18 protein-coding genes are annotated in these 20,737 nt (G+C 56.6%); 6 read left to right on the top strand and 12 right to left on the bottom strand.

All coding sequences use genetic code 11. The annotated features are described in order from the left end of the window. Nucleotides 1–1,352 (top strand): hypothetical protein (locus AC3ZVB_RS25190; RefSeq protein ID WP_490148032.1); only part of this gene is annotated, 1,352 nt, incomplete at its 5' end. 99 nt (nt 1,353–1,451) lie between these two features. Here the strand turns inward: AC3ZVB_RS25190 and AC3ZVB_RS25185 are convergent. Then, nucleotides 1,452–2,462 (bottom strand): hypothetical protein, encoded by a 1,011-nt coding sequence (locus tag AC3ZVB_RS25185; RefSeq protein ID WP_490148031.1) that lies wholly within the window; start codon nt 2,460–2,462, stop codon nt 1,452–1,454. Nucleotides 2,463–2,846: 384 nt separating this feature from the next. Here AC3ZVB_RS25185 and AC3ZVB_RS25180 point away from each other — a divergent pair, with 384 nt between their 5' ends. Further along, nucleotides 2,847–3,296, top strand: coding sequence for a GNAT family N-acetyltransferase (locus AC3ZVB_RS25180; RefSeq protein WP_490148030.1), 450 nt, complete (start codon nt 2,847–2,849; stop codon nt 3,294–3,296). Nucleotides 3,297–3,768: 472 nt separating this feature from the next. Then, a complete protein-coding gene (locus AC3ZVB_RS25175; protein WP_490148029.1) occupies nt 3,769–4,125 on the top strand; it encodes a DUF6124 family protein in 357 nt (118 codons plus the stop codon). Between the two features lie 50 nt (nt 4,126–4,175). On the opposite strand, the gene gbdR is transcribed toward AC3ZVB_RS25175, so the two are convergent. The 5 genes from gbdR to AC3ZVB_RS25150 all read right to left on the bottom strand — a co-directional run bounded on the left by gbdR (nt 4,176) and on the right by AC3ZVB_RS25150 (nt 8,686). After that, nucleotides 4,176–5,276 carry a choline metabolism transcriptional regulator GbdR gene (gene gbdR / locus AC3ZVB_RS25170; RefSeq protein WP_490148028.1) on the bottom strand — a complete coding sequence of 367 codons (1,101 nt, stop codon included), beginning with the start codon at nt 5,274–5,276 and terminating at the stop codon, nt 4,176–4,178. A gap of 111 nt (nt 5,277–5,387) precedes the next feature. Continuing rightward, nucleotides 5,388–6,788 (bottom strand): GABA permease, encoded by a 1,401-nt coding sequence (gabP, locus tag AC3ZVB_RS25165; protein ID WP_162438804.1) that lies wholly within the window; start codon nt 6,786–6,788, stop codon nt 5,388–5,390. Between the two features lie 317 nt (nt 6,789–7,105). Beyond that, nucleotides 7,106–7,807 carry an arsenical resistance protein ArsH gene (gene arsH / locus AC3ZVB_RS25160; RefSeq protein ID WP_490148027.1) on the bottom strand — a complete coding sequence of 234 codons (702 nt, stop codon included), beginning with the start codon at nt 7,805–7,807 and terminating at the stop codon, nt 7,106–7,108. Between the two features lie 15 nt (nt 7,808–7,822). Next, nucleotides 7,823–8,293: an arsenate reductase ArsC gene (locus tag AC3ZVB_RS25155; RefSeq protein WP_490148026.1), complete on the bottom strand. Its 471-nt coding sequence runs from the start codon at nt 8,291–8,293 to the stop codon at nt 7,823–7,825. Between the two features lie 45 nt (nt 8,294–8,338). Next, nucleotides 8,339–8,686 (bottom strand): metalloregulator ArsR/SmtB family transcription factor, encoded by a 348-nt coding sequence (locus AC3ZVB_RS25150; RefSeq protein WP_490148025.1) that lies wholly within the window; start codon nt 8,684–8,686, stop codon nt 8,339–8,341. A gap of 226 nt (nt 8,687–8,912) precedes the next feature. Between AC3ZVB_RS25150 and AC3ZVB_RS25145 the strand changes: the two genes are divergently transcribed. Beyond that, entirely contained in the window at nt 8,913–9,344 is a 432-nt protein-coding gene (locus AC3ZVB_RS25145; RefSeq protein ID WP_490148024.1) for a GFA family protein, read from the top strand. A gap of 92 nt (nt 9,345–9,436) precedes the next feature. Here AC3ZVB_RS25145 and AC3ZVB_RS25140 read toward each other — a convergent pair whose 3' ends face one another. The 3 genes from AC3ZVB_RS25140 to pdxR form a co-directional block, all read right to left on the bottom strand. Then, a complete protein-coding gene (locus AC3ZVB_RS25140) occupies nt 9,437–10,702 on the bottom strand; it encodes an MFS transporter (protein ID WP_490148023.1) in 1,266 nt (421 codons plus the stop codon). A 33-nt stretch (nt 10,703–10,735) separates the two neighbouring features. Further along, a complete protein-coding gene (locus AC3ZVB_RS25135) occupies nt 10,736–11,806 on the bottom strand; it encodes a sugar phosphate isomerase/epimerase family protein (RefSeq protein WP_490148022.1) in 1,071 nt (356 codons plus the stop codon). Between the two features lie 113 nt (nt 11,807–11,919). Then, a complete protein-coding gene (pdxR, locus tag AC3ZVB_RS25130) occupies nt 11,920–13,425 on the bottom strand; it encodes a MocR-like pyridoxine biosynthesis transcription factor PdxR (protein ID WP_490148021.1) in 1,506 nt (501 codons plus the stop codon). Nucleotides 13,426–13,726: 301 nt separating this feature from the next. Between pdxR and AC3ZVB_RS25125 the strand changes: the two genes are divergently transcribed. Both AC3ZVB_RS25125 and AC3ZVB_RS25120 read left to right on the top strand, forming a co-directional pair. Next, nucleotides 13,727–14,059, top strand: a complete 333-nt coding sequence (locus AC3ZVB_RS25125; protein WP_162438812.1) for a type II toxin-antitoxin system HigB family toxin — start codon at nt 13,727–13,729, stop codon at nt 14,057–14,059. Further along, a complete protein-coding gene (locus AC3ZVB_RS25120) occupies nt 14,056–14,694 on the top strand; it encodes a helix-turn-helix domain-containing protein (protein WP_194693575.1) in 639 nt (212 codons plus the stop codon). Before AC3ZVB_RS25125 ends, AC3ZVB_RS25120 begins: the two co-directional genes overlap by 4 nt. Before the next feature lie 130 nt (nt 14,695–14,824). On the opposite strand, the gene AC3ZVB_RS25115 is transcribed toward AC3ZVB_RS25120, so the two are convergent. The 3 genes from AC3ZVB_RS25115 to AC3ZVB_RS25105 form a co-directional block, all read right to left on the bottom strand. After that, nucleotides 14,825–15,496: a DUF3313 domain-containing protein gene (locus AC3ZVB_RS25115; protein WP_162438814.1), complete on the bottom strand. Its 672-nt coding sequence runs from the start codon at nt 15,494–15,496 to the stop codon at nt 14,825–14,827. A 200-nt stretch (nt 15,497–15,696) separates the two neighbouring features. Beyond that, nucleotides 15,697–16,500 (bottom strand): glycosyltransferase, encoded by an 804-nt coding sequence (locus AC3ZVB_RS25110; protein WP_490148020.1) that lies wholly within the window; start codon nt 16,498–16,500, stop codon nt 15,697–15,699. A 210-nt stretch (nt 16,501–16,710) separates the two neighbouring features. Then, entirely contained in the window at nt 16,711–20,562 is a 3,852-nt protein-coding gene (locus AC3ZVB_RS25105) for a bifunctional nitrate reductase/sulfite reductase flavoprotein subunit alpha (protein ID WP_490148019.1), read from the bottom strand. Between the last annotated feature and the right edge of the window lie 175 nt (nt 20,563–20,737).

Here is a 20,737-nt window from a genome sequence, read left to right as displayed (position 1 = left end):
ACAGCATCAGCCGTCAGCTATTGGCTTGGAATGTGGGGTTCGTGGATCGCACTCGAATTAATGACCCTTTCATCGGGACTTTTACAATATCTTGGTTGATTTGCAATTGGAACCAGATAGGTTTGCTTTTTTTGGGAGAGGGAAAACCATCGGAGCGCATTAATAGTTTTTACCTTTATCTAACAACAACTGATTTATTTTCATTCAATGCGATCCTCATATTCCCCTTGATATTCACTTTATTTTATCTCTTTATTTTTCCTTGGGCCTCTTTGTTTGTTAAAGCATGTCTCAAGGTCGTAAACGACAAGCTCTACAAACAAGCGATAAGTGTAGAGCTGTATAGAGTGCGACAGCAAGAGGATCTAAACAAAGCAAGACTGCTATCCGATCCAGACAAGCAGTTTATAGAACAAAGCGTGCAATCGGATCTCGACCGTAAATCGGAGATATTGAAGCACATGAAAGATAGGGGGGAGCGCTTAAAATCAAAGGCTGTTGAACAAAGACATAAAGCTACAGAGGCAGAGGCGAATGCTTCTGCAGCCAAAAGCAGAATGAGTATTGCCCAGCAAGACGAAGAGCACAAAAAAAACCAAATGGAACTTGAGCGGCAACGCTTTAATATAAATAGTTCCAAGTTGCGAGCAGCAGCGACTTCAAACCGTTTCCCATCGGCGTATCTTTTTATCGCCAAGCTTGACGAAACCATAAGGCTCGATGATCTACAACTTTCCCTTACAGGATTAGGGGCCGTAGTTGCCGCAATATTCGGATACGAAAATTTCAAGAAAGTTCTAGATGATGAGGGCTTTAATAATGACGCTTTCTCCCGAGTCGAGTACGTTTATTATGACTCTGAGTGGTTGGCTTCACGACTGGAATCTGTTATTTCAGATGAGCAGATTATAGGTATAAATCTAACTTCTGAAGCACTATTCGATTTTATTATTCTAATGTTTGATGATCTCCCTTATTGCTTTGTTGATCTCGACACACTAGAGGAGAAGTGCGTTGAGTTCTTCGAGGAGCATAACTACTCGATTCTAGAACATGAGGGGGTATCAGGCGCGATTGCTGAATCGGATACTATTTTTGATGAAGTAACTCTAGATTCAATTAATACCGTAGCTTTTGATCGAGGGTTTTCCGCCAAGCTTCAGGCAGATGCTCAAGGTAGTCATCGCCGTGACAGCTCTATTTCCGGACGTACCATGACCATAGAAATCGAGATAACAAGCCGACTTCAGGTAGGTAAGCGGGCGCTGGGAGCTTTTGAATTCCACGATGTACACGGCTCATTAGATGACGTTTTTGAGCCCGAAGAGGTGGATGTAGAGGTTTTTAACTAAGATGCAAGGGGCGCGAGCGTCGGCAATGGGTCGATTGCTGACAGTCGCGAAAGGCAGCAATCGACCCAAAGCGGACTGTCGAGGACAGCCTGTCGAATCTTATTTCGGTGAAATATCAGGCTGCTTCGGTTTTAGAGCATGAAATCCATAGTCTGTATTTGTATTCTTTTTTTTCCAAAGGCGTTCATAGTGAGAAAATGACTTGGGCGAAAAGTAGTTTTTTCTATTTTCGTTAAGGCTATAAAATTCCAGACCAGATTTCAAAAAAGGGAAGTTATCAAAAAACGGTGACCTATCATCGTTAATTGATAGTTCATATCTGTTGCACATTACAGTGGAGGTTGAGTCTATGCTTGATTTTTGAATCTTTGCAAATCCGCGCCTTAACAAAATCTCGGCAAATACTTCATTGTTGCTCAAGTTAAGGCTTTTTAGCTTTTTCAGATGTGGAGGATATTTAAGGTAGGTGCCAACCCTAGCAGACTCGGATATTAAATCCCAGGCCTTTAACTGAATGTAAAACTCATCGTCACTCCCATCGAAGCCAGTGACAAGATAAATTTCGTTATAAGAAGATTTACGAATCGCGCTCAATACCTCGCTTGTAAAAAAATCTGCTCCAAAATTCTCTCGCTTACGCTTTTTCATAAATTGAAATGAATCGTAAACTACTAAGCAGCATTGTTCGATATCCTTCCTGTATTTTTTTAATCGCTCATTTTTACCTTTCAAAGAATCCAAAAAAGCATCTTGGAAATCCTTCAAGGTATAGTTTGGCAGGTGTAGAATTTTGGTCTTGATCGGTTGGTAGTTATTGCTTTTTCCAAAATATGTAATGTTCTGGGGCCTTAATTTGAGCTTATCATCTTTGTGTATATAAGTGCCATCCATGATTTTTTTTGCGTAATCTGGCATGTTTACTAATCGGGCTGTTGCTCCGTCAAGATACAGCTCGGTAATTTCAATGCCGATTAAGGTGTCTCCTAGATTAGTATTTTTATATTCTAGAATAAAATCTGGCATTTCAGTTTTTATTACTGTGCAGCAATCGTCCTTCTTAAAAATTCTGTTTAAGATTTCAAATTCTTTTTCGGTTTTTGTTTTTGCCATACCAAACTCTCACATTAATTAATTTTCTAAAGCCGAAGATGGCGTTACGCTATCAGCGTAGTTAGGTATTGTCCATCGAGCACACCTTAAGTGGCCGCTCGCTGTGGACTGCTACAGACTGCTCTTGACCGACTTGCCGGCGCCGAGAGGCCGGAATGGGTCGATCTCTCTCCTTTACGAAGGGCAGCTTTTGGCCGATATCAGACATCGGCGAGCGTCGGTCTTTCGCTGATTGATATGTCACGGGCGATTCCCAATGGGGTCTCAGTTTGTAAAAATGCTCCCTAGAGCTAATCCTCCAAATCTGGCGTAGTGTTCCCCGCGCGTAAAGTAAGGTTATATACGGCTCCAAAGTAAACAAAGAGACATCGAGAGGTCACCTCATTGGACGAACTGGCAATACGACAACTCTCAGCGCTGCCTCCCGACATCCTGATACTTGAAGCGGAGGCCATTGCGGGCGGTTTCAGGTTTCTGACGCGCTTGGTTGCCGATTGGGAGAACGGTTCCAATCGATTTGATCAGCCGGGTGAATGCCTTTTGGGAGCGTTCTGCAACGGACAACTGATTGCCATCGGTGGTCTTTCATATGATCCCTATGCCGGACCGGACATCGGCAGGCTGCGCAGGGTTTACGTCGCGCGCGCATCAAGGGGGAAGAATGTGGGTAGGGCGCTGGTGCAGCAGCTCCTTGAATATGCGGCTCAGCGATTCAGTGTCGTGCGCCTGACCACGGATACACCAGAGGGCGCCGCGTTTTACGTTCGCTGCGGGTTCCTGCCGGTACAAGATGATTTCGCGACTCATGAGAAGGCATTGGTCGATGCCATGTGATCAGGATGAAACCACTTTTGAAACGCTTTACATAAGCTGAACATCGCAGTCAGCGCGACTGGTTTTTCGAGCGATTCAACTGCCATCCAAGCGATACCCCTCCCGTGCGTACCTGATCGCTAAACATCCCCTGAGAGCGCTTGTTTAACGGCTCCTACAGTTACCAGATGAAAGCTACGAAACCTTGCGCCGTTGCCTACGGTTACGCCAGAATCCGCCGGCTTGTGCGCTTGGGGACCCATCGGTAACTTGATTCGCGTCACTGCTCATCAGTGATCGGGTTTAGCAGCTCGTGGTTTTCCAGTGAAGTGCACAAGCTCTATCAGCAGGCATTGCCGCGCTTGATGGTAGCTGTGCGCAGGGCGCCTTCGGGCGCGCCGGTTTGCTGGGTCCCCGGTCTGCTAACCTGCGTACAGCTGCCTCCCTTTATGTTTAGCAGCAAGAGGGTGGCACTCCATTTAGGACTCCAGCCATGAAAAAGCATTCACCCAACCCCCCGGAAACCGATCCGGCATCCCCATCTGACCCTGCCTCAAACAACCTCAACGAATTCCCCAAACACACCCTCAACACCGACTACGCCTCACCCGCCGACATCAAAGCCACCCCGCGCGCACCCAGCACCCTGTTTACCGTAAACCCACAAACCTCCACCGAAACCTTAATGGTCTACCTCGTCGAAACCCTGGCCTCGGTCGATGTGATGGTTCATCAACTGGTCGATCATCTGGAAGGCGGCGACCGCAACGCGCTGCTGGGCATTTCCAACAGCATCATGTTGGCGGAGATCACGGCGAATCGGGTGCTGGATCAGATTGATCCGCCCTGAGAAATTATTCCGAGGACTCGTAAGCGTGAGTTCGCGAATAACGGTTCCGCTTACAGCCCTCGGCGATCAATCATCCGCACACTGGCAAAAGTCGACTCGTTTCGTGCCTGGTCGAGTACCGTCTGCGGCTCGGTCGAGGACTGTTGCAGCGTCGCCAGCGTTACCGGCTTGCGATTTATTTCTGCGCCGGAACGCTCCTCGCTCGGCGGCACACCAAAGTACTCGCGATAGCATTTGGAAAAGTGTGGTGTCGACACGAAACCGCAGACAAACGCCAACTCAACCATCGACATGGATGTTTGCTTAAGCAGTTGTCGCGCTCGAACCAGACGCAACCGCAGGTAGTAGCGTGAAGGCGTGCAGTGCAGGTATTTGCGAAAGAGCCGCTCCAGCTGTCGGCGTGACAGATCGACGTATTCTGCAAGGTTATCCAGGTCGATCGGTTCTTCGAGATTGGCCTCCATCAGCGCGACGATCTCTTGCAGCTTGGGCTGATGAGTGCCGAGCACATGCTTGAGCGGAACGCGCTGATGGTCCTGTTCGTTGCGCATGCGTTCGTAGACAAACATCTCGGAGATGGCGGCGGACAGTTCACGGCCATGATCGCGGCCAATCAGGTGCAACATCATGTCCAGCGGCGCGGTTCCCCCGGAGCTGGTGAAGCGGTTTCGGTCGAGGGTGAACAGGCTTGCGCTGATGCTGACGCGGGGGAAAGCTTCCTGCATGGCGGCCATGAATTCCCAATGCACGCTGCACTCGTAGCCGTCGAGCAACCCGGCTTTTGCGAGCGCCCAGCTGCCGGTGCACACACCGCCTAATCGTTTGGATTGCCGCGCCAGGGATTGCAGCCAGGTGATGTGCTCGCGGGTAATCACGCTCTGGATACCAACGCCGCCGCACACGATGACCGTGTCTGCTACCGATGGATTGTTCCACGAGGCATCCGGCGTGATCCGCACGCCGTCACTGGCCCAGACAGGCTCTCCATCGGGGCTGAACGTGTACCAGCGATACAGCGCCCGTCCCGATAATTGATTGGCCATGCGCAGCGGTTCTACGGCGGACGCCAGGGAGATCAGTGTGAATTTATCCAGCAACAGAAAACCAACGGATTGAGTCGTACCGTCGCGCACGGTGGAGTTCGATGACATCGGGGTCATGTCCTCACAAAAAGCGGTGACTGCCTGAGACACAGCAGCTAGTCATTCGCCCGCACCGTGGCGCAGGGCGAATCAGGGTTGGCGCTGATACCTCCGTGGTTTTTACCCCACTGACGTCACGCTCGCAGCCTGCGCAGGGTGACGCGACGTCACGAGGCCAATAAAGGAAATCACCAGGGCCAATCCGATGGTTGTGCTCACTTCGGTACGGTGTTCAGGGGTGATCATCATGACCGCCAGCGCTGCGCAGATGAACACGATCACCAGCCACGTCAGCCATGGAAACAGCCACATGCGAAAGGTCAATTCGATGTTCTGCCGGCGAAATATCCGGCGCATGCGCAGTTGCGACACCGCGATGGCCAGGTACACGAGCAAGGCAATCGCACCGGAACTGGCCAGCAGGAACTCAAACAGCCCGGCGGGCATGAAGTAGCTCCACACGGTGATCGCCGCACCCAGCACGGTGCTGGCGATGACGGCCGCCCGCGGCACACCTTCCGAGGACGTTACCTTCAGCGCTTTCGGCGCATCGCCACGCCGGCCCAGCGAGTACAACATGCGGGAGGCAATGTAGATCGAGGAGTTCATGCAACTGGCCACAGCAATCAGGACGACGACGTCCACCATGAACTTGGCATGGGGAATGTTCATGATTTCCAGGGCGCGCTGATAGGAGCCTACCGAGGCCAGCAACGGATCGTTCCAGGGCACCACGGAGATGACCACGAAAATCGACAGCAGGTAGAACACCCCGATGCGCCAGATCACCGAACGCGTGGCCTTCGCGATGTTCTGCGCCGGGTTATTGGACTCGGCGGCGGCGATGGTGACCGCTTCGGTCCCGATGAAGCTGAACATGATGGTGATGAAGGCGCCGACTACCGCTGACAGGCCGTTGGGTGCAAACCCGCCGTGCTCGGCCATCAGGCCGCTTAATCCGCTGACTTCACGGTCGGGCACCCAGCCCATCAATACGGCAAATCCCACGCCGATAAAACCGATGATCGCCACGACCTTGGCCATGGCGAACCAGAACTCGAACTCGCCATATTTGGACACGCTGAAGAGGTTGGTCACCACCAGGGCGACAATCGACACCAACGCGAACAGCCAGGCATCGATTTGCGGAAACCATTGGTTGAGCACATGACCGGCTGCCAGCGCTTCGATCGGAATCACCAGCACCCAGAACCACCAGTAGAGCCAACCGATGGTGAAGCCGGCCCAGCGCCCGATGGCCTGGTCGGCATAGGTGGAGAACGAGCCGGTGTCCGGATGGGCGACCGCCATTTCACCGAGCATGCGCATGACCAGAACGACGAGCAAACCTGAGAACAGATAGGCCAGGAGAACCGCTGGGCCCGCCGCCGCAATGGCATGCCCTGAGCCCACGAACAAACCGGCGCCGATAATCCCGGCGATTGACAGCATGGTGACGTGACGAGGCTTGAAGCCCTGCGCCAATTGGCCACTCGAATCCTTGGAGCTCGGGCTAATCATTGGTTTTATTCTCTGCTGATCGACAGTTAAGCGGATTGATCGGGGCAACAGACCCTCATTGCCGCCTGCCAGGCTTCCTCAACGAAGCACCGATCAAACGCTGCAGTTCTTATAAAACCCATCATCATCGCGAAAGGGGGCGTTTCGATGAAAAGGTGCGCCACCTTACCCGGCTTGTCCGATGAATCAGTAGCCTGATCACGCCACCACCGTGTCTGATATCGACACAGGATTACATTCTGTTTACATCGAAAACCGGGCAGTCACCGAGTGGCCAGAGGTGATTATCTGGCTTGTTGTTGGGGGGATGCTGGGCCTCAAATTGAACGCTGATTGACCCGATCCATCAGTTGCTCGGCGGTTTCCTTACGCTCGGAATAGCGATCCGTCAGAAAACCCTGGCGGTCGCGCAGCAGTACCGTGAACTTCACCAGCTCTTCCATCACGTCGACGACGCGGTCGTAAAACGGCGACGGTTTCATCCGTCCGGCTTCATCGAACTCCAGGTAGGCTTTTGGCACCGAGGATTGATTGGGGATGGTGAACATGCGCATCCAGCGTCCCAGCACCCGCAGTTGATTGACCACGTTGAACGACTGGGAACCGCCGCAAACCTGCATCACCGCCAGCGTTTTGCCCTGGGTCGGGCGAACCGCGCCGAGTTCCAGCGGCACCCAGTCGATCTGCGCCTTGAACACGGCCGACATCGCACCATGGCGCTCTGGTGAACACCAGACCTGACCTTCTGACCACATCACCAGATCACGCAGTTCCTGCACCCTGGGGTGATCCACAGGGACCTCGTCGGGCAGTGGCAGTCCGCAAGGATTGAAGACGCGGGTTTCTGCGCCGAAATGCTCAAGCAGACGCGCGGCTTCTTCGACCAGCAGGCGGCTGAACGAGCGTTCTCGGGTCGACCCGTAGAGCAACAGGATGCGCGGCTTGTGACCGTCCGGGCGGCACGCTGTCTGCGTGTCATCGAACAGGGAGAGGTCCAGGTGGGGTAGTTGCTCTGACATCGTATTTTTTCCTGCTCAAAGAGTGCCGATGCGATCCAGCTCGTGCTTGAGCTGATCGCGGTTAAAGCTATTAAAGGGGAGGGCGAGCAATGCGTTGCAGCGACGTTCGATGTGCGCCAGCGTGGCGCGGAACGCGGCGTCAACCACGGCTTCGTCGCCCGTCACGTCGGAGGGATCTTCCAGTCCCCAATGGGCTTTCAGTGCCGGGCCGAAATACACCGGGCAGGTTTCGCCGGCCGCCTTGTCGCACACGGTAATGACGATGTCCGGCAGGTTGTCCTCGAACGCGTCATTGCCTTTGCTGCTCAAACCCTCGATGGAAATGCCGGCTTGTTGCAGTGTGGTCAGGCTACGCGGCATCACGTGCCCTTTCGGGAAGCTGCCGGAACTCACCGCTTCGAATCCCGGCGGTGCCAGGTGATTGAACAGGGCTTCTGAAAGGATGCTACGGCAGCTATTGGCCGTGCACATGAACAGGACTCGCATGGGGTGCTCCTTCGCTTTTGCGCCGAGAGGGGGGTCAACAGAAAATCAGCAGCAGGCCACTTCGCGGACAGGCCGCGCGTCCATGGACTGCAGACGAGAAGCGTTGTGTTGCAGCCAGTCGGCGTTGGCCAGCAACGTTACCTGCAGGATGTCGTGCACCCAGGCGGGCAGTTGTGGATTGAGCCGGTAATAGACCCACTGACCCTGGCGGCGGTCCAGCAGCAGCCCACTGCTGCGCAACTGGGCAAGGTGGCGGCTGATCTTCGGTTGGCTGTCGTCGAGGGCACACATCAATTCGCAGACGCACAGCTCTCCCTGATGGGCGATCAGCAACGTGGCGCGGGCGCGGGTTTCGTCAGCCAGGCATTTGAAGACTTCTGGAGGGGTGAACATGCCGGGTACCTATTGCATATGGATAGTCGAATATACGGATATCCATATATTTAAAGCAAGATTTTTCCGACCAGAGTCCTGTTGGGCTGACTGACATTACGCCTTCGCAAAACAGGTCTGGGCGATGTGGTTATTCAGACAATCCGCGGTATCGTTGACGTCCATCGCGGGCAAGCCCGCTCCCACAGGGGAGGGTTAATGTCGGTGAACATTCAAGGAGAGATTCATGGCATCAGGGCAATGTCTTTGTGGCGCTGTACGTTTTTCGCTGAAGGTTGAACCACGATTTTTCTACCGTTGCCATTGCTCCCTGTGCCGCAAGCAAACGGGTGTCGGCCACAATCTCGCTACGCTGGTCAGTGCCAGTGCTTTTGAATGGGATGCAGGGCAGGGCGTGATTAGCAGTTGGCAAAAACCAAGCGGCTACCGAAATGACTTTTGCTCGCAATGCGGTTCGACCGTGCCGAATGTGCTTCGCCAGTCGCCGTATTTCTGGATACCGCTCGGGCTGCTCGATGACGCGTTGAGCATGGAATGCATCGGCGATTTTTGCACCGACGATGCGATGCCCTGGGATGGACTGCGTTCTGAAAAAGGTGACTGCGCCGCCGTGGAGTCACTCGAATTTTTGCTGCATGAGCTGCAAGTCGACCCGTAACAAACACGGGGTTGTCCCGAAGACGGCATGAAAAAACAAAAGAGGAATCGGCGTGTTGCGCGATTCCTCTTTTGTTTAGGCCATGACGATGATCAGGCTTGCGCCGCGCTCATTCCGGCAGTGGCCGTGGACCTTTTACGCACCGCTTGATACAGCAGGCTGGACACCATGAACCCCACCATGGCCAGCAGGCTCATCAGGGTGAAGACATAGTTGTAACCCTGCTCGCCAGGGAAGTGGTCGAGGATCGAGCCATAGATGACGTAGGCAAACATGCCCGGTGCATAGCCGATCAGGCAACCGATGCCGAAGGCCGAACCGGTAATGTGCTGGGGAATGCCGACTTCACCCATGGGCGCCCAGAACACGCCGCGCATGGAGAACACGATCAGCGCGAAGGACAGGGTGGCAGCCATGCCGGCATAGATGAATCCCGGGCTTTTCGGGATCAACATGATGATGCCCATCAGCGGCAGCAGCGCCAGGAAGGCCCACTTCAGGTAGCGGCTGGTGCTCTTGAACTGCTTGTCGGCTATGAAACCGCCGGCAGGCCCGCCGAGGATTTTCAGGAAGTACTGGTTGATGATGCCGTAGGCACCCACCAATGCCACGGGCAACCCGTACATTTCCTTGAGGTAGGGGATGAAATAGGTCAGGCCGCAATAGACGATATAGACCATGAAGACGTTGAGGCTGACCAGCCAGATGCCCGGCACCTTGATCGCTTCCATCAGGTTTGCCAGCCCGTTCTTTGGCTTGCTCACCGACTGTGCGTTGCCGCCCTTGAGCAGGAACCAGGTCAGGGTGCCGGCCGAAATATCGATGACCGAGTAGAACAGGATTGCCGACTTCAGGCCGGCTTCGCCAGAGCCCATGGCGACGAACACGCCCAGGGCGGAAAAGGCCACCAGGGTATCCACCACGCCACGCCCGCCTTCGAGCAGACCGAACAAGCGGCCTTGCTCCTGATCGTCACCCAGGTTACGGACGGCTTTGAGTAGCGATGGCCAGAACAGGAAATCGGCACACACGGCCAGCAGACCGAACACGATCAGCAGGTTGCTGAAGGGTGGAAAGGTGGCCAGGTACAAGCCCAGGCCGCCGGTGCCGATCAGGCCGAGCGGGATCATTTTGCGCGTGTCATAGCGGTCAGCGAGCATCCCGCCCAGTACAAACAACGCGGTGGCGATGATCGCGTTGGCACTGAGCAGCACGCCGATTTCCGTATGGCTCAGCCCCATGAATTCCTGCATGGGCACATAGAACGCGTCCTTGAGGTTCGCCAGTTTGTAGATGGTGCCGCCACCGAGGATGAGGATCAGGAATCTGAACCATTTGGCCTTGTTTTGGGTTGTCATTATTGTTCTCCGGGCGTTATCAGGTCGTCGGGATCAGGCGTTGGATGAGCTGGCCAGGGTCAGTTCGGCCAAGGTGCGCAATTCGGCCAGGACACTGCGGACATAGGCGACCTGGTTGTTCGCCCAACGGTGTTCATCAGCCAGCATTCGCTCAAGCGAGAAGCCTTCCGGCAGCGGTGTATCGCTCATTTCCCGGTAGGCAATAAAGGGATCGGCTGCCTCCTGGCTTTGACGGAAAGCCGGGGCCACGTAGTGGTTTTCCTGCTCGAGAATGAAGGCGATGACCTGGGGAGAAGACTCGCCCAGCATCAACAATTCGAACAGCAGGCGGGCGCCGGGAAGGTCGTCTTCGTCGCTGCCCTGCAACACACCGTAATGGCCGAAACCGTTTTGTTCCGGGACGATGCGTACGCCTTTGAGGTGCGTCTGGCGGATGTGCGGGGCCAGGTTGCGCAGGGCTTGCAGGGGCTGTTCGCAGGCGTTGATCATGTTGCCGAAGTCGAACAGGGCGTGCAGGCGTGGGTGATTCACACGGTTGAGCAACTGCGCGATTTCGCCGCTCTTGAGTTCTTCATGCTGCTCGAAGTCGAAGTAAAGATCGTGCTGGTCGGCTTGTTGCGCGAGGTAGTGCAGGTCGGTCTCGATCACGTCCATCACCTGCGACAGCGTGCCCTCGTAACGGGAGTAGACACGGATGTTGCGCACCCCCAGGGTCAAGGCAATGGCGACGACCTGATCGACATCCTTTTTCAGCGTGCTGCTGATTTCCAGGTGCACATCCAGCTCCAGCGCCCGCGCCTTGGCGGCAAACGCCAGCAGTTGGGCGGGTGACATTTGGCTCAGGCTGTTTTCCTCGCCATCGAGCAAGTGCAGGCTCAGGCCTTGCAGTTCGTGGCGGTAGGCGAAGTCCAGCAGCTCGGCCGGGGTGACACGACCGTGGGTGAGGTTGGTCAGTAGCGGGTAGGCGTGGGCAAACAGGCGTAATTGCCCCAGACGCTCCAGCAGCCGCCGGGCCAGTGCGTCATTCAGCACGGGAACGTCCCCGTGTTCGACGACGTTATGGCTGAGCAAAGCGTTGAATCGTTCCTGGATCTTATTGTTCATTAGAGTCGTTCCTGGTTCAGACACCGGGTCTACCGGCGCACTCTTTATCGCGCCAGTCAGGAACTCTCGATAGATCCATTATCAGTTAATTGTTATGACCACTTTGCCTGGCATCAGGCAGTCGTTGGCAGATAACCCAGGGTGCGCAAGGCCACCGCCAGCGCTTCGACTCGCTCCCTCGCCTGGTTTTCAGGCGTGCCGGCAAAGCCGATCAACAGGGCCGGCGGCAGGGCATGCTTGATGCGGTAATCGCTCAAGGCGTAAGTGTGGATGTGGTGCAAGGACAATTGCCGGGCGAGGTCAGCGTCATTAATTTCGGGAGGCAGCCAGGCGATCAGGTGCATGCCTGCTTCCGTTTGGGTTATCCGGAAGAAGTGGCCAAGCTGCTTTTCAAACTGCTCGATCAAGGCGTGCTGGCGTGCCTTGTACAGCGCCCGCATGCGGCGGATGTGTCCCAGAAAATGGCCTTCTTCCATGAAGTCCGCCGTGGTCGCTTGCAGCAATGTCGGCGGACTGCGATCCATGACCGCGCGCAACGTGCAGAAGGGTTCGACCAGGGCTTGCGGCAGAATCACGTAACCCAGCCTCAATGACGGGAAGAGCACTTTGCTGAACGTGCCGACGTAGATCACCCGGGCCATCTGGTCCATGGCGTAGAGCGCCGGGAGGAGGCGGCCCGCGTAGCGAAACTCACTGTCGCAATCGTCCTCGATGATCCAGCTCTGATGCTGCGCGGCCCAGTCGATCAGGGCCTGGCGCCGTGCAGAACTGAGGGTGACGCCCAACGGATGCTGGCGCGACGGCGTGCAAAACACCAGCCGTGCATCAGGGCATTCGCTGAGCCCTTGCTGGACATCGATCCCCTGTTCATCAATACGCAACGGCACGATCCGAGCGCCCTGGGCCTGCAGTGCGATGCGCGCGGCAATGTGCCCCGGGTCTTCCATCCAGGCGCTGTCCTGCGGATTGAGCAGCAGCATCGCCAGCAGGTTGAACGCCTGTTGCGCACCGGAAACGATCACCACTTGCCCGGCACTGCATTCGATACCACGGGCATCGAAGACGTATTCGGCAATCGCCGAACGAAACGCCTGCAAGCCCTGCAACTCCCCATAACCCAGAATGGTCTTGGTGGGCTTGAGCAGATGCCGGTTCATCAGGCGCCGCCAGATCGCTTGCGGGAAGGCGTCATAGGAGCAGTGACTGGGCAGAAAGGAGGTCGGGGTGGAGGGGTCCCAATCGGCATAGGACACCCCCCGAAAATGATCGCTGCGCAGTGACAGCATCGACTGGCTCAGGTCGGACAGGCGCGGTGGCGGACACTGTTGTTCGTTCTCGGTACCCCGACTTTCCCAGTCCGTGCCGACGTAGGTTCCTGCGCCCGTGCGCGAGGCCAGGAAACCCTCGGCTATCAGCTGATCGAACGCATTGAGAATGGTGATCCGCGACAACCCCAACTCGTTGCTCAAGGTTCGGGTCGAGGGCAGGCGTACACCGCCCTGGATTCTGCCGTTGAGTATCTGTTTGCGAATCTGCAGATACAGTTGGCGATACAAGGGGATGGCGCTGGCACGATCCAGCTCGATGGCTGACAGCAACAAACCTGCGGGGGATTTCATGACATGCTCGTCTGGGTGAAGTGGGCGACGGGAGGAGGTCAGGGTATCGGGCTGGACCTGGCAAGTCATCTGGCCTGACTACCGCCTGCATGAAATCTCCGCTCCGCCAGGAGCATTTGAGTCCATCGCTTGCAAATCGAGCGCCGACTGATTTTCCCCGAAGGTGGAACGTATGTGCGGCTGTTGCCAACCGCCATCCGCGCCTTGATGCTCACCTATGATCTTCAAACGATGCTACCGACAAACAGGGGTTGTCAAAAAACACAACTAGAGTAGCATCGGCCCATAGACAAGGAAGCCCATGGACATACTCACGCCATCGCGTTTTGACGACGCGGCGATCTTATACCCGAACGAAAGGGCTGGCCTTGAACGTTGCCGGCGATTGTTGAAGATGGCCCGCCCGACATCGTTCCCGGACTTGCAAAAGCTGTTCGGCTTGCACGGTATTGACTTGTTCAAGCCGAGAGCTGCGGCCAATTGGGTGGTGATCGACGTAGGCGGCAATAATTTGCGGGTGATAGGTGGCGTCAACTATTTCCGGCAGAAGTTCTACGTCAAACACATTTACACGCACGCCGATTACGACGCCGCCAACGTTTGGTATGCAAGCAATAAAGGGATGAAACGATGAGCGCAGGCCGCCCTGATATACAAACAATGATTGCCACGCTTGGCGAGTTGACCGCGGTGCTGGAGCGCCTGCGCGGTGAGTTCGTGCACGGCATCAAGACCCCCGCCGACTTTGAGCGCGCGACCGACCTGCTCGATGAACTCAACGACGGGCGCGAACTGAGCAAGGTTGAGGAGAAAATCCTCGTGGAGCTCGAGGACGAAATGCTCGCCTATCAGCGCGACTCCGAACAGTTTCGCGAATCGAGTGCTGCGTTTGAATCGACGTGTACGCCGGTGCAACTGATCAGGGATCTGATGGAGACACTTGGGCTCACCGGTTCTGACCTCCCTGAAATCGGGGATAAAACAGCGGTATCCAAGGTGCTGAACGGCGATCGGCCCATCAGTCACAAGATGGCTTATGCCCTGGCCCAACGATTTGCAATGGAGCCGGGCGCTTTCGTGTCCCCGGCGCCGACCGAGGCGGCTCACATCCAAACCGCTCGCTCCTCAGTCAAGAAGACCCCTGCCAGTTATCGCGTTCGCAGCAGCCCTGCGCTCGCAAGCTCAGCGAAAGAGACCGGTACCGATGAATACCAGGAGGTCGTTGCAAAGGGGCGTAAAAAGACCGTTAAGACCCGATCCAAGGGATAGGTTTGGCGCTCGCTTGTCTGGAAGGCGTCGAGGCCGCGCGCAGTGCGATTGATGACGTTGCTCCCGTGGGGGAGAAGGACGTTTAAACAGCGCGCGCGATCTCGAATATTTCACCTTACCTTTAGGTGTACTACTTGATGAACGCCCTCAAATCACTGGTCAGCTTACCGATCGCTACCTTGAAGTCATTGGCGGTGATTTTCTGGCTGTCGTTTTCCAAGGTGGTACCGAAGACTTTGCGTACCACTTTTGCCACCGTCTGGTTGTTGCTTGCGTCGATGAGCTCGGCCTCAATGAACAGCGTGGTGTCCTGATCACGATGTCCCGTAATGGCGGTCACACCGCCCACCACGGCCGCCACCGGAACCACTTCATACCACTTCATGCCCTCGTTCTCGGCGTTTACCCCGGTAATTGCTGCTCGCAGAATCAAGGTCTTCGACGCGGTGGCGGAGGCAGGATTCGTCACCACGCGATACTTCTGCCCGAGCACGCCCTTGGCCTGACTGGTCATGTAATTCTGCAAATCATCCAGCGTCTGACGGTTGACGCGCTCATTCGGCTGCGGCGCCGGGTACAGTTCCAGCTTGTTGAAAACCACCGTGTCATACGCGTTCGGATTCCACGAAGGGCTCACCCAGCGCATGGCTTTTTCGCCGCTGGTGGTGGTCACTTCTTCAAGGTTGTTGTAGTTGGGCAGGAAGCCGGAGTACTGCTGACGCTCCGTGACTTTCGAGGTGCAACCGCTGAGCAGGAGGCTGGTCAGGGCGACGCCGATGAACAGTTTTCGTGACAAGGTCATGGTGTTTGCTCCAAGGGTTTAAGCCGTCATTTCGTTCGGGACAGGCCCAGCCCCGGACCACCGGTGAACTAGAGTCCCCCGCAAAAGAGCGTAGGTATGAACGGCGGAAAATCCAGTGATCACCTGCAGAAAAAGTGCAGAAATCGCTTGGAGCATCGCAGGCGCCGACGCTGCTATCGGTCAAGCCAATAGCAGGACGTTCATTGTGCAAAGCCGGTTTTGCCGATGCGCTTGAGCATGTCGTTGTACATCTTGCTGCGGCGGTGGGTGGTGTTGTAGCCACCGGCGGCAGCGACTGTGCCGGCCTGGATGTGGTCCAGGTACTTAAATATCGTTCCGGGCGAGAGGAATTCGACGCGGTATCCCATCTCGACCATGCGATCTTGCAGCGTGTAACCGGGCACACGATCATCGAGCTGGAAATGCAGTTCATGCTGCTTCATGAGCCCGCTGTTCCACAGGGTGCAAAAACTCTTCAGGTGGACTTCACGCCAGGGCTTCGGGTCTTTGGAGCGCATCCCCAAGGTTTGTTTCAGGCGTCGGAAATGGTGCTTGAATAGCCGCGAGGCATAACGCCAGGAAGACCTGATCATCCCGCGATCCAGTTGCTCGACACAGCCTACGGCCGCTACCTGCGGATCGTTGATGCATTTGCTCAACATCATGTCGAACACCGATTCATCGTAGATGAAGGTGTCGGTGTGCAGCAGGAACAGGTAGTCGGTCGAGACGCGCGCCAGCGCCATGTCGAGCGCTCTGCCGTGCGCCATGTGACCCGCTTCCTTGCCGGCTGGCTTGCGTTCGATCAGGTTGATCCAGTCCAGCGAGCGCAGGTATTCAACGCTCTCATCCGCAGAGTCGTTATCAACGACCCAGACCGGGATGTTTCTGTGACCGACGTGTTTGTGTAAAAGCTCGAGGCAGGCTTTGGTGATGTCGAGTGTTTTGTAATTGACCAGAACAATGCTGAACGGTGGATTCGTATTGTTTGAAAGGTGGTTCATAACCTGAATGCCCAGTTGTTTGCACGTGTTTGTGCAGCGATGTGCCTGGGCGCGAGAGTAGGGAGACGACCTTAAACGAAACTTAATATCGCCAGGTTCGGGGAGATTCGAAGCGTTTAACGCAGCGGTAATATGTAACCGAATATCGCAATCGACCGCGTCAGGCGGGGCAAAAATCGCTGCGCCCGCCTGGGCTGATGCTGTGTCTAGTCAGTAAACGTCTCGCAGATAGCGCTTCTGCTCGCTCAGGTGACGCCAGTATTCAGTGGCGCCCTGCGGGTCAAGTCCACCCTGGCGTTGCGCGACCTCGCGCAGGGCCAGGTCGACATCCTTGGCCATGCGACTGGCATCCCCGCAGATGTACAGTTGCGCCCCTTCCTGTAGCCACCGCCAAAGCTCGGCGCCGTGTTCGCGGATGCGATCCTGCACGTAGATTTTCTCTGACTGATCACGGGAAAACGCCAGGCTGAGTCGAGTCAGCAGACCATCACGCTGCATACCTTCCAGTTCTTCTCGATAGTAGAAATCGGTCGCGGCGTGCTGCTCGCCAAAGAACAGCCAGTTGCGACCTTCGTCACCCCGCGCACGTCGTTCTTGCAGGAACCCTCGAAACGGTGCCACGCCCGTGCCAGGACCAATCATGATGATCGGCAGGTCGCCATCGACCGGTGGGCGAAAGTGCTTCGACGGTTGAACGAATACCGGGACCTCACCGCGTTCTGCGCGATCGGCGAGGAAGGTCGAGCAGGTGCCTTTACGCTTGCCATAACGGACGGCTGCCACGGTGAGATGGACTTCGTGGGGATGTGCCTTGGCGCTCGAGGCGATTGAATACAGGCGCGGTTGCAGGCGCTTGAGCGTGCCCAACAATTCGCTGGCCGAGCAGTCGATCGGGAACTCCTGCAACACGTCCGCCAGTTGCCGACCCCACAGCCAGTCTTTCAGTTGCGCCTTGCGCTCACTGCCCAGCAGTTGTTTCAGCGCCGGGTTGGGGCTGCGCTCGGCGATGAATGCGAGGGTGTCGCTGTTCGGCCGGGCGATTTCGAAATGCTCGGTCAGGGCCTGGTGCAACGGGATATCACCCAGCTTATCGACGTTGACGGTGGTGTCAGTGCCCAGTCGGGTTCGTTCGAGCAACTCGCCGACCAGTTCCGGGCAGTTGCGCGGCCAGACACCCAAGGCATCGCCGGCCTCATAGGTGAGCCCGGAGTCATTCAGGGCCAGTGAAAACATTCGGGTTTCCTTGTTTTCACTCTGGTGGTTCAGGTGCCGATTGACCAACAACCTTGACGAGTAGGGATTGGCCTTGCTGGGCGTCTCGATGGCGTGAACCACCACGTTTTGTGTGGGCGCGACCCTCACCGACTGCGCGGGCATCAACGTGTTGTGCAACTGCGCCAGCCAGGTGTCTGCGCGAGCCTCGAACTCGGTATCGCAATCGACGCGTTCCATCAGCCGTGTCGCGCCCAGTTCCTGCAGACGCTGATCGAGTCTTTTGCCGTGCTGGCAGAACTGGTCGTAATTGGGGTCACCCAACGCCAGTACCGCAAAACGCAGCGATTCCAGGCGTGTCTCGGCAGTGTTCAAGGTGTGCCAGAAACCTTCGCCGTTGTCAGGAGGATCGCCGTCACCGAAGGTGCTGCTGATCAACGCCAGTGTCTGGGTGCTGGCCAGTTTGCTCGCCGGAAAGTCGGCCATTGCACTCAGCTCCACCGCCAGGCCGGCGTCGCGCAAACGCGAGGAAAAACGCTCGGCCAGGGCTTCGGCGTTACCTGTTTGCGACGCCCACAGCAGCGTCACCGAGGGGGTGTTGTCCGTTGTGGAAGAGGGCGCGGTCGCAGGGTTGCTGCTCACGGATGGCGTGCTTGAATCGATACGGGTCGGGATGTCCAGGAACGCATGCTCGATCAGCTCGATCCGTTGCAAAGCGACCGCGCAGAATTTGAATTCGGGCTGCAGGGAAATCGGATCGACCGCGTCATGGGTCACTGCGTTGATCGCCAGGTTTTCGCCAAACACATCGTTCCAGTGGAAGGGCGCAAAGCAATTGCCTGGCCGCACGCGGTCGGTGACCACGGCGGGTAACACCGCCCGGCCCCGTAGCGAACGGACTTCGACCGGGTCCTTGTCCTTAATGCCCAGGCTGGCGGCGTCTTGCGGGTGTATCTCGACGAAGGGCCCGGGATTGAGCTTGTTCAGCGTCGCGACTTTGCCGGTCTTGGTCATCGTGTGCCACTGATGCTGCAGGCGACCGGTGTTGAGCACGAAGGCGAAATCCTGCCCCGGCATTTCCGCCGGTGACAGGTGCGGACGCGCCAGGAACGTCGCCTTGCCGTTGTCAGTGGGAAACACGATGGCGGGTTGGCTGCCATCGGCTTCGACCTTGAGCGTCTGGCTGGCGCCGTTGTTGAGGTAGCGAATCGGATTTCGGTCCGGCGTGTCATCCAATGCGCAGGGCCATTGCAGCGGTTTTTCGCGCAGGCGCGCATAACTCGCGCCCCGAATGTCATAGCCGGTCTTGGGGTTCCAGGCGCGTTTTATCTCATCGAACACCTCGGAAGCAGAGGCGTAGCTGAAGGCCTGGGCGAAGCCCATTTCGCAGGCGACCCGGGCGATGATCTGCCAGTCCGGCAGCGTCTCGCCGGGTGGCTCCACGGCTTTTTGCATCAGCGTCAGGTTGCGCTCGGAGTTGATCATCACGCCTTCGGCCTCGGCCCACAGCGCGCCGGGCAGCAGGATGTCGGCGTAGCGGTTGGTCTCGGTGTCGAGAAAGGCGTCCTGGGTGATGACCAGTTCGGCAGTCTGCAAGCCTTCGATGACGGTCTGCCGGTTGGGGGCGGAGGCGACGGGGTTGGTGCAGATGATCCAGCAAGCTTTGATGTGCCCTGAGCGCATCTGCTCGAACATCGCCACGGTGCCGCCGCCAACAGTTCGGGGCAGGCTATCTTGCGCAATGTCCCACAGGTCTTCGATGAACGCCCGGTCCGCCTCGACGAGCACCGAGCGCTGGCCAGGCAGACCGGGTCCCATGTAACCCATCTCTCGACCGCCCATGGCGTTCGGTTGCCCGGTCAGGGAAAAAGGTCCGCTGCCCGGCCGGCAAATGGCTCCGGTGGCCAGGTGCAGGTTGCACAGGGCATTGGTGTTCCAGGTGCCATGGGTGCTTTGATTCAGGCCCATCGTCCAGCAGCTCATCCACTCGGCGGCCTGGCCGATCCACTCGGCCGTCTGGCGAATGTCAGCCTCGGGAATCCCGGTGATTGCGGCGACAGTATCGGGAGCGTAGTCCTCCAGGAACCCGGGCATGACGTCCCACCCTTCGGTGAAGGAGGCGATGAAGTCCGGGTCGGTGTGGCCGTTTTTCACCAGCAGGTGCAGTAAGCCATTGAGCAGGGCGAGGTCGGTGCCGGGTTTTATTTGCAGAAACAGGCTGGCCTTGTCCGCCGTGGCACTGCGGCGAGGGTCGACCACGATCAGCTTGGCGCCTGCCTTGACCCGATCCATCATGCGCAGGAATAAAATCGGGTGACAGTCAGCCATGTTGGCGCCGATCACGAAGAACAGGTCGGCGTGATCGAAATCCTCATAGGATCCGGGTGGTCCGTCCGACCCCAGGGAGAGCTTGTAACCGCTGCTGGCGCTGGCCATGCACAGGCGTGAGTTGGACTCGATATTGTTCGTGCGGACAAAGCCTTTGGCCAACTTGTTGACCAGGTACTGGGCTTCCAGCGACATCTGCCCGGAGACATAAAACGACAGCGCGTCGGGGCCGTGCGCATCAAGGACCTCGCGCAACCGCCTGGCCGTTTCACTGATCGCCGTGTCCATCGCGAGACGCACCGGGTCTCGATTGCGTTCCTGGCGCAAGTAGGCGTTTTCCATCCGGCCCGACTGTTCGATCGCCTGGCCACAGGTATTGCCTTTGGTGCAGAGTCGCCCGAAGTTGGTCGGGTGGGTCTTGTCTCCCACAACCTTGACCACCGAATTCGCTTCGACCTGCATGACGATGCCGCAGCCCACTCCGCAATAGGGACACACGCTGCGTACGGTTTTGCTAGCCATCCTCGCCCCTCGACACTCTGCCAACACCTGCCCGCCGGAAACAAAAAAGGCGCCATGTAACCCCTCCGTCAAAACGGGGAGCTACACGGCGCCTTTGTCGTATGTATGTGCAATCAGCGTTGACTGCGAGACAGGTGATTGCAAATGGCGAGCCAGAACGCTACTGCCCCGGCTG

The organism is Pseudomonas sp. MDV22-iso1 (assembly GCF_058145095.1).
This window is presented reverse-complemented; position numbering and strand designations above follow the sequence as displayed.

Coding starts and splice junctions, on each gene's coding strand:
- AC3ZVB_RS25185 (WP_490148031.1), bottom strand. CDS start 2,462: ATGGCAAAAACAAAAACCGAAAAAGAATTTGAAATCTTAAACAGAATT.
- AC3ZVB_RS25175 (WP_490148029.1), top strand. CDS start 3,769: ATGAAAAAGCATTCACCCAACCCCCCGGAAACCGATCCGGCATCCCCA.
- gbdR (WP_490148028.1), bottom strand. CDS start 5,276: ATGTCATCGAACTCCACCGTGCGCGACGGTACGACTCAATCCGTTGGT.
- gabP (WP_162438804.1), bottom strand. CDS start 6,788: ATGATTAGCCCGAGCTCCAAGGATTCGAGTGGCCAATTGGCGCAGGGC.
- arsH (WP_490148027.1), bottom strand. CDS start 7,807: ATGTCAGAGCAACTACCCCACCTGGACCTCTCCCTGTTCGATGACACG.
- AC3ZVB_RS25155 (WP_490148026.1), bottom strand. CDS start 8,293: ATGCGAGTCCTGTTCATGTGCACGGCCAATAGCTGCCGTAGCATCCTT.
- AC3ZVB_RS25150 (WP_490148025.1), bottom strand. CDS start 8,686: ATGTTCACCCCTCCAGAAGTCTTCAAATGCCTGGCTGACGAAACCCGC.
- AC3ZVB_RS25145 (WP_490148024.1), top strand. CDS start 8,913: ATGGCATCAGGGCAATGTCTTTGTGGCGCTGTACGTTTTTCGCTGAAG.
- AC3ZVB_RS25140 (WP_490148023.1), bottom strand. CDS start 10,702: ATGACAACCCAAAACAAGGCCAAATGGTTCAGATTCCTGATCCTCATC.
- AC3ZVB_RS25135 (WP_490148022.1), bottom strand. CDS start 11,806: ATGAACAATAAGATCCAGGAACGATTCAACGCTTTGCTCAGCCATAAC.
- pdxR (WP_490148021.1), bottom strand. CDS start 13,425: ATGAAATCCCCCGCAGGTTTGTTGCTGTCAGCCATCGAGCTGGATCGT.
- AC3ZVB_RS25125 (WP_162438812.1), top strand. CDS start 13,727: ATGGACATACTCACGCCATCGCGTTTTGACGACGCGGCGATCTTATAC.
- AC3ZVB_RS25120 (WP_194693575.1), top strand. CDS start 14,056: ATGAGCGCAGGCCGCCCTGATATACAAACAATGATTGCCACGCTTGGC.
- AC3ZVB_RS25115 (WP_162438814.1), bottom strand. CDS start 15,496: ATGACCTTGTCACGAAAACTGTTCATCGGCGTCGCCCTGACCAGCCTC.
- AC3ZVB_RS25110 (WP_490148020.1), bottom strand. CDS start 16,500: ATGAACCACCTTTCAAACAATACGAATCCACCGTTCAGCATTGTTCTG.
- AC3ZVB_RS25105 (WP_490148019.1), bottom strand. CDS start 20,562: ATGGCTAGCAAAACCGTACGCAGCGTGTGTCCCTATTGCGGAGTGGGC.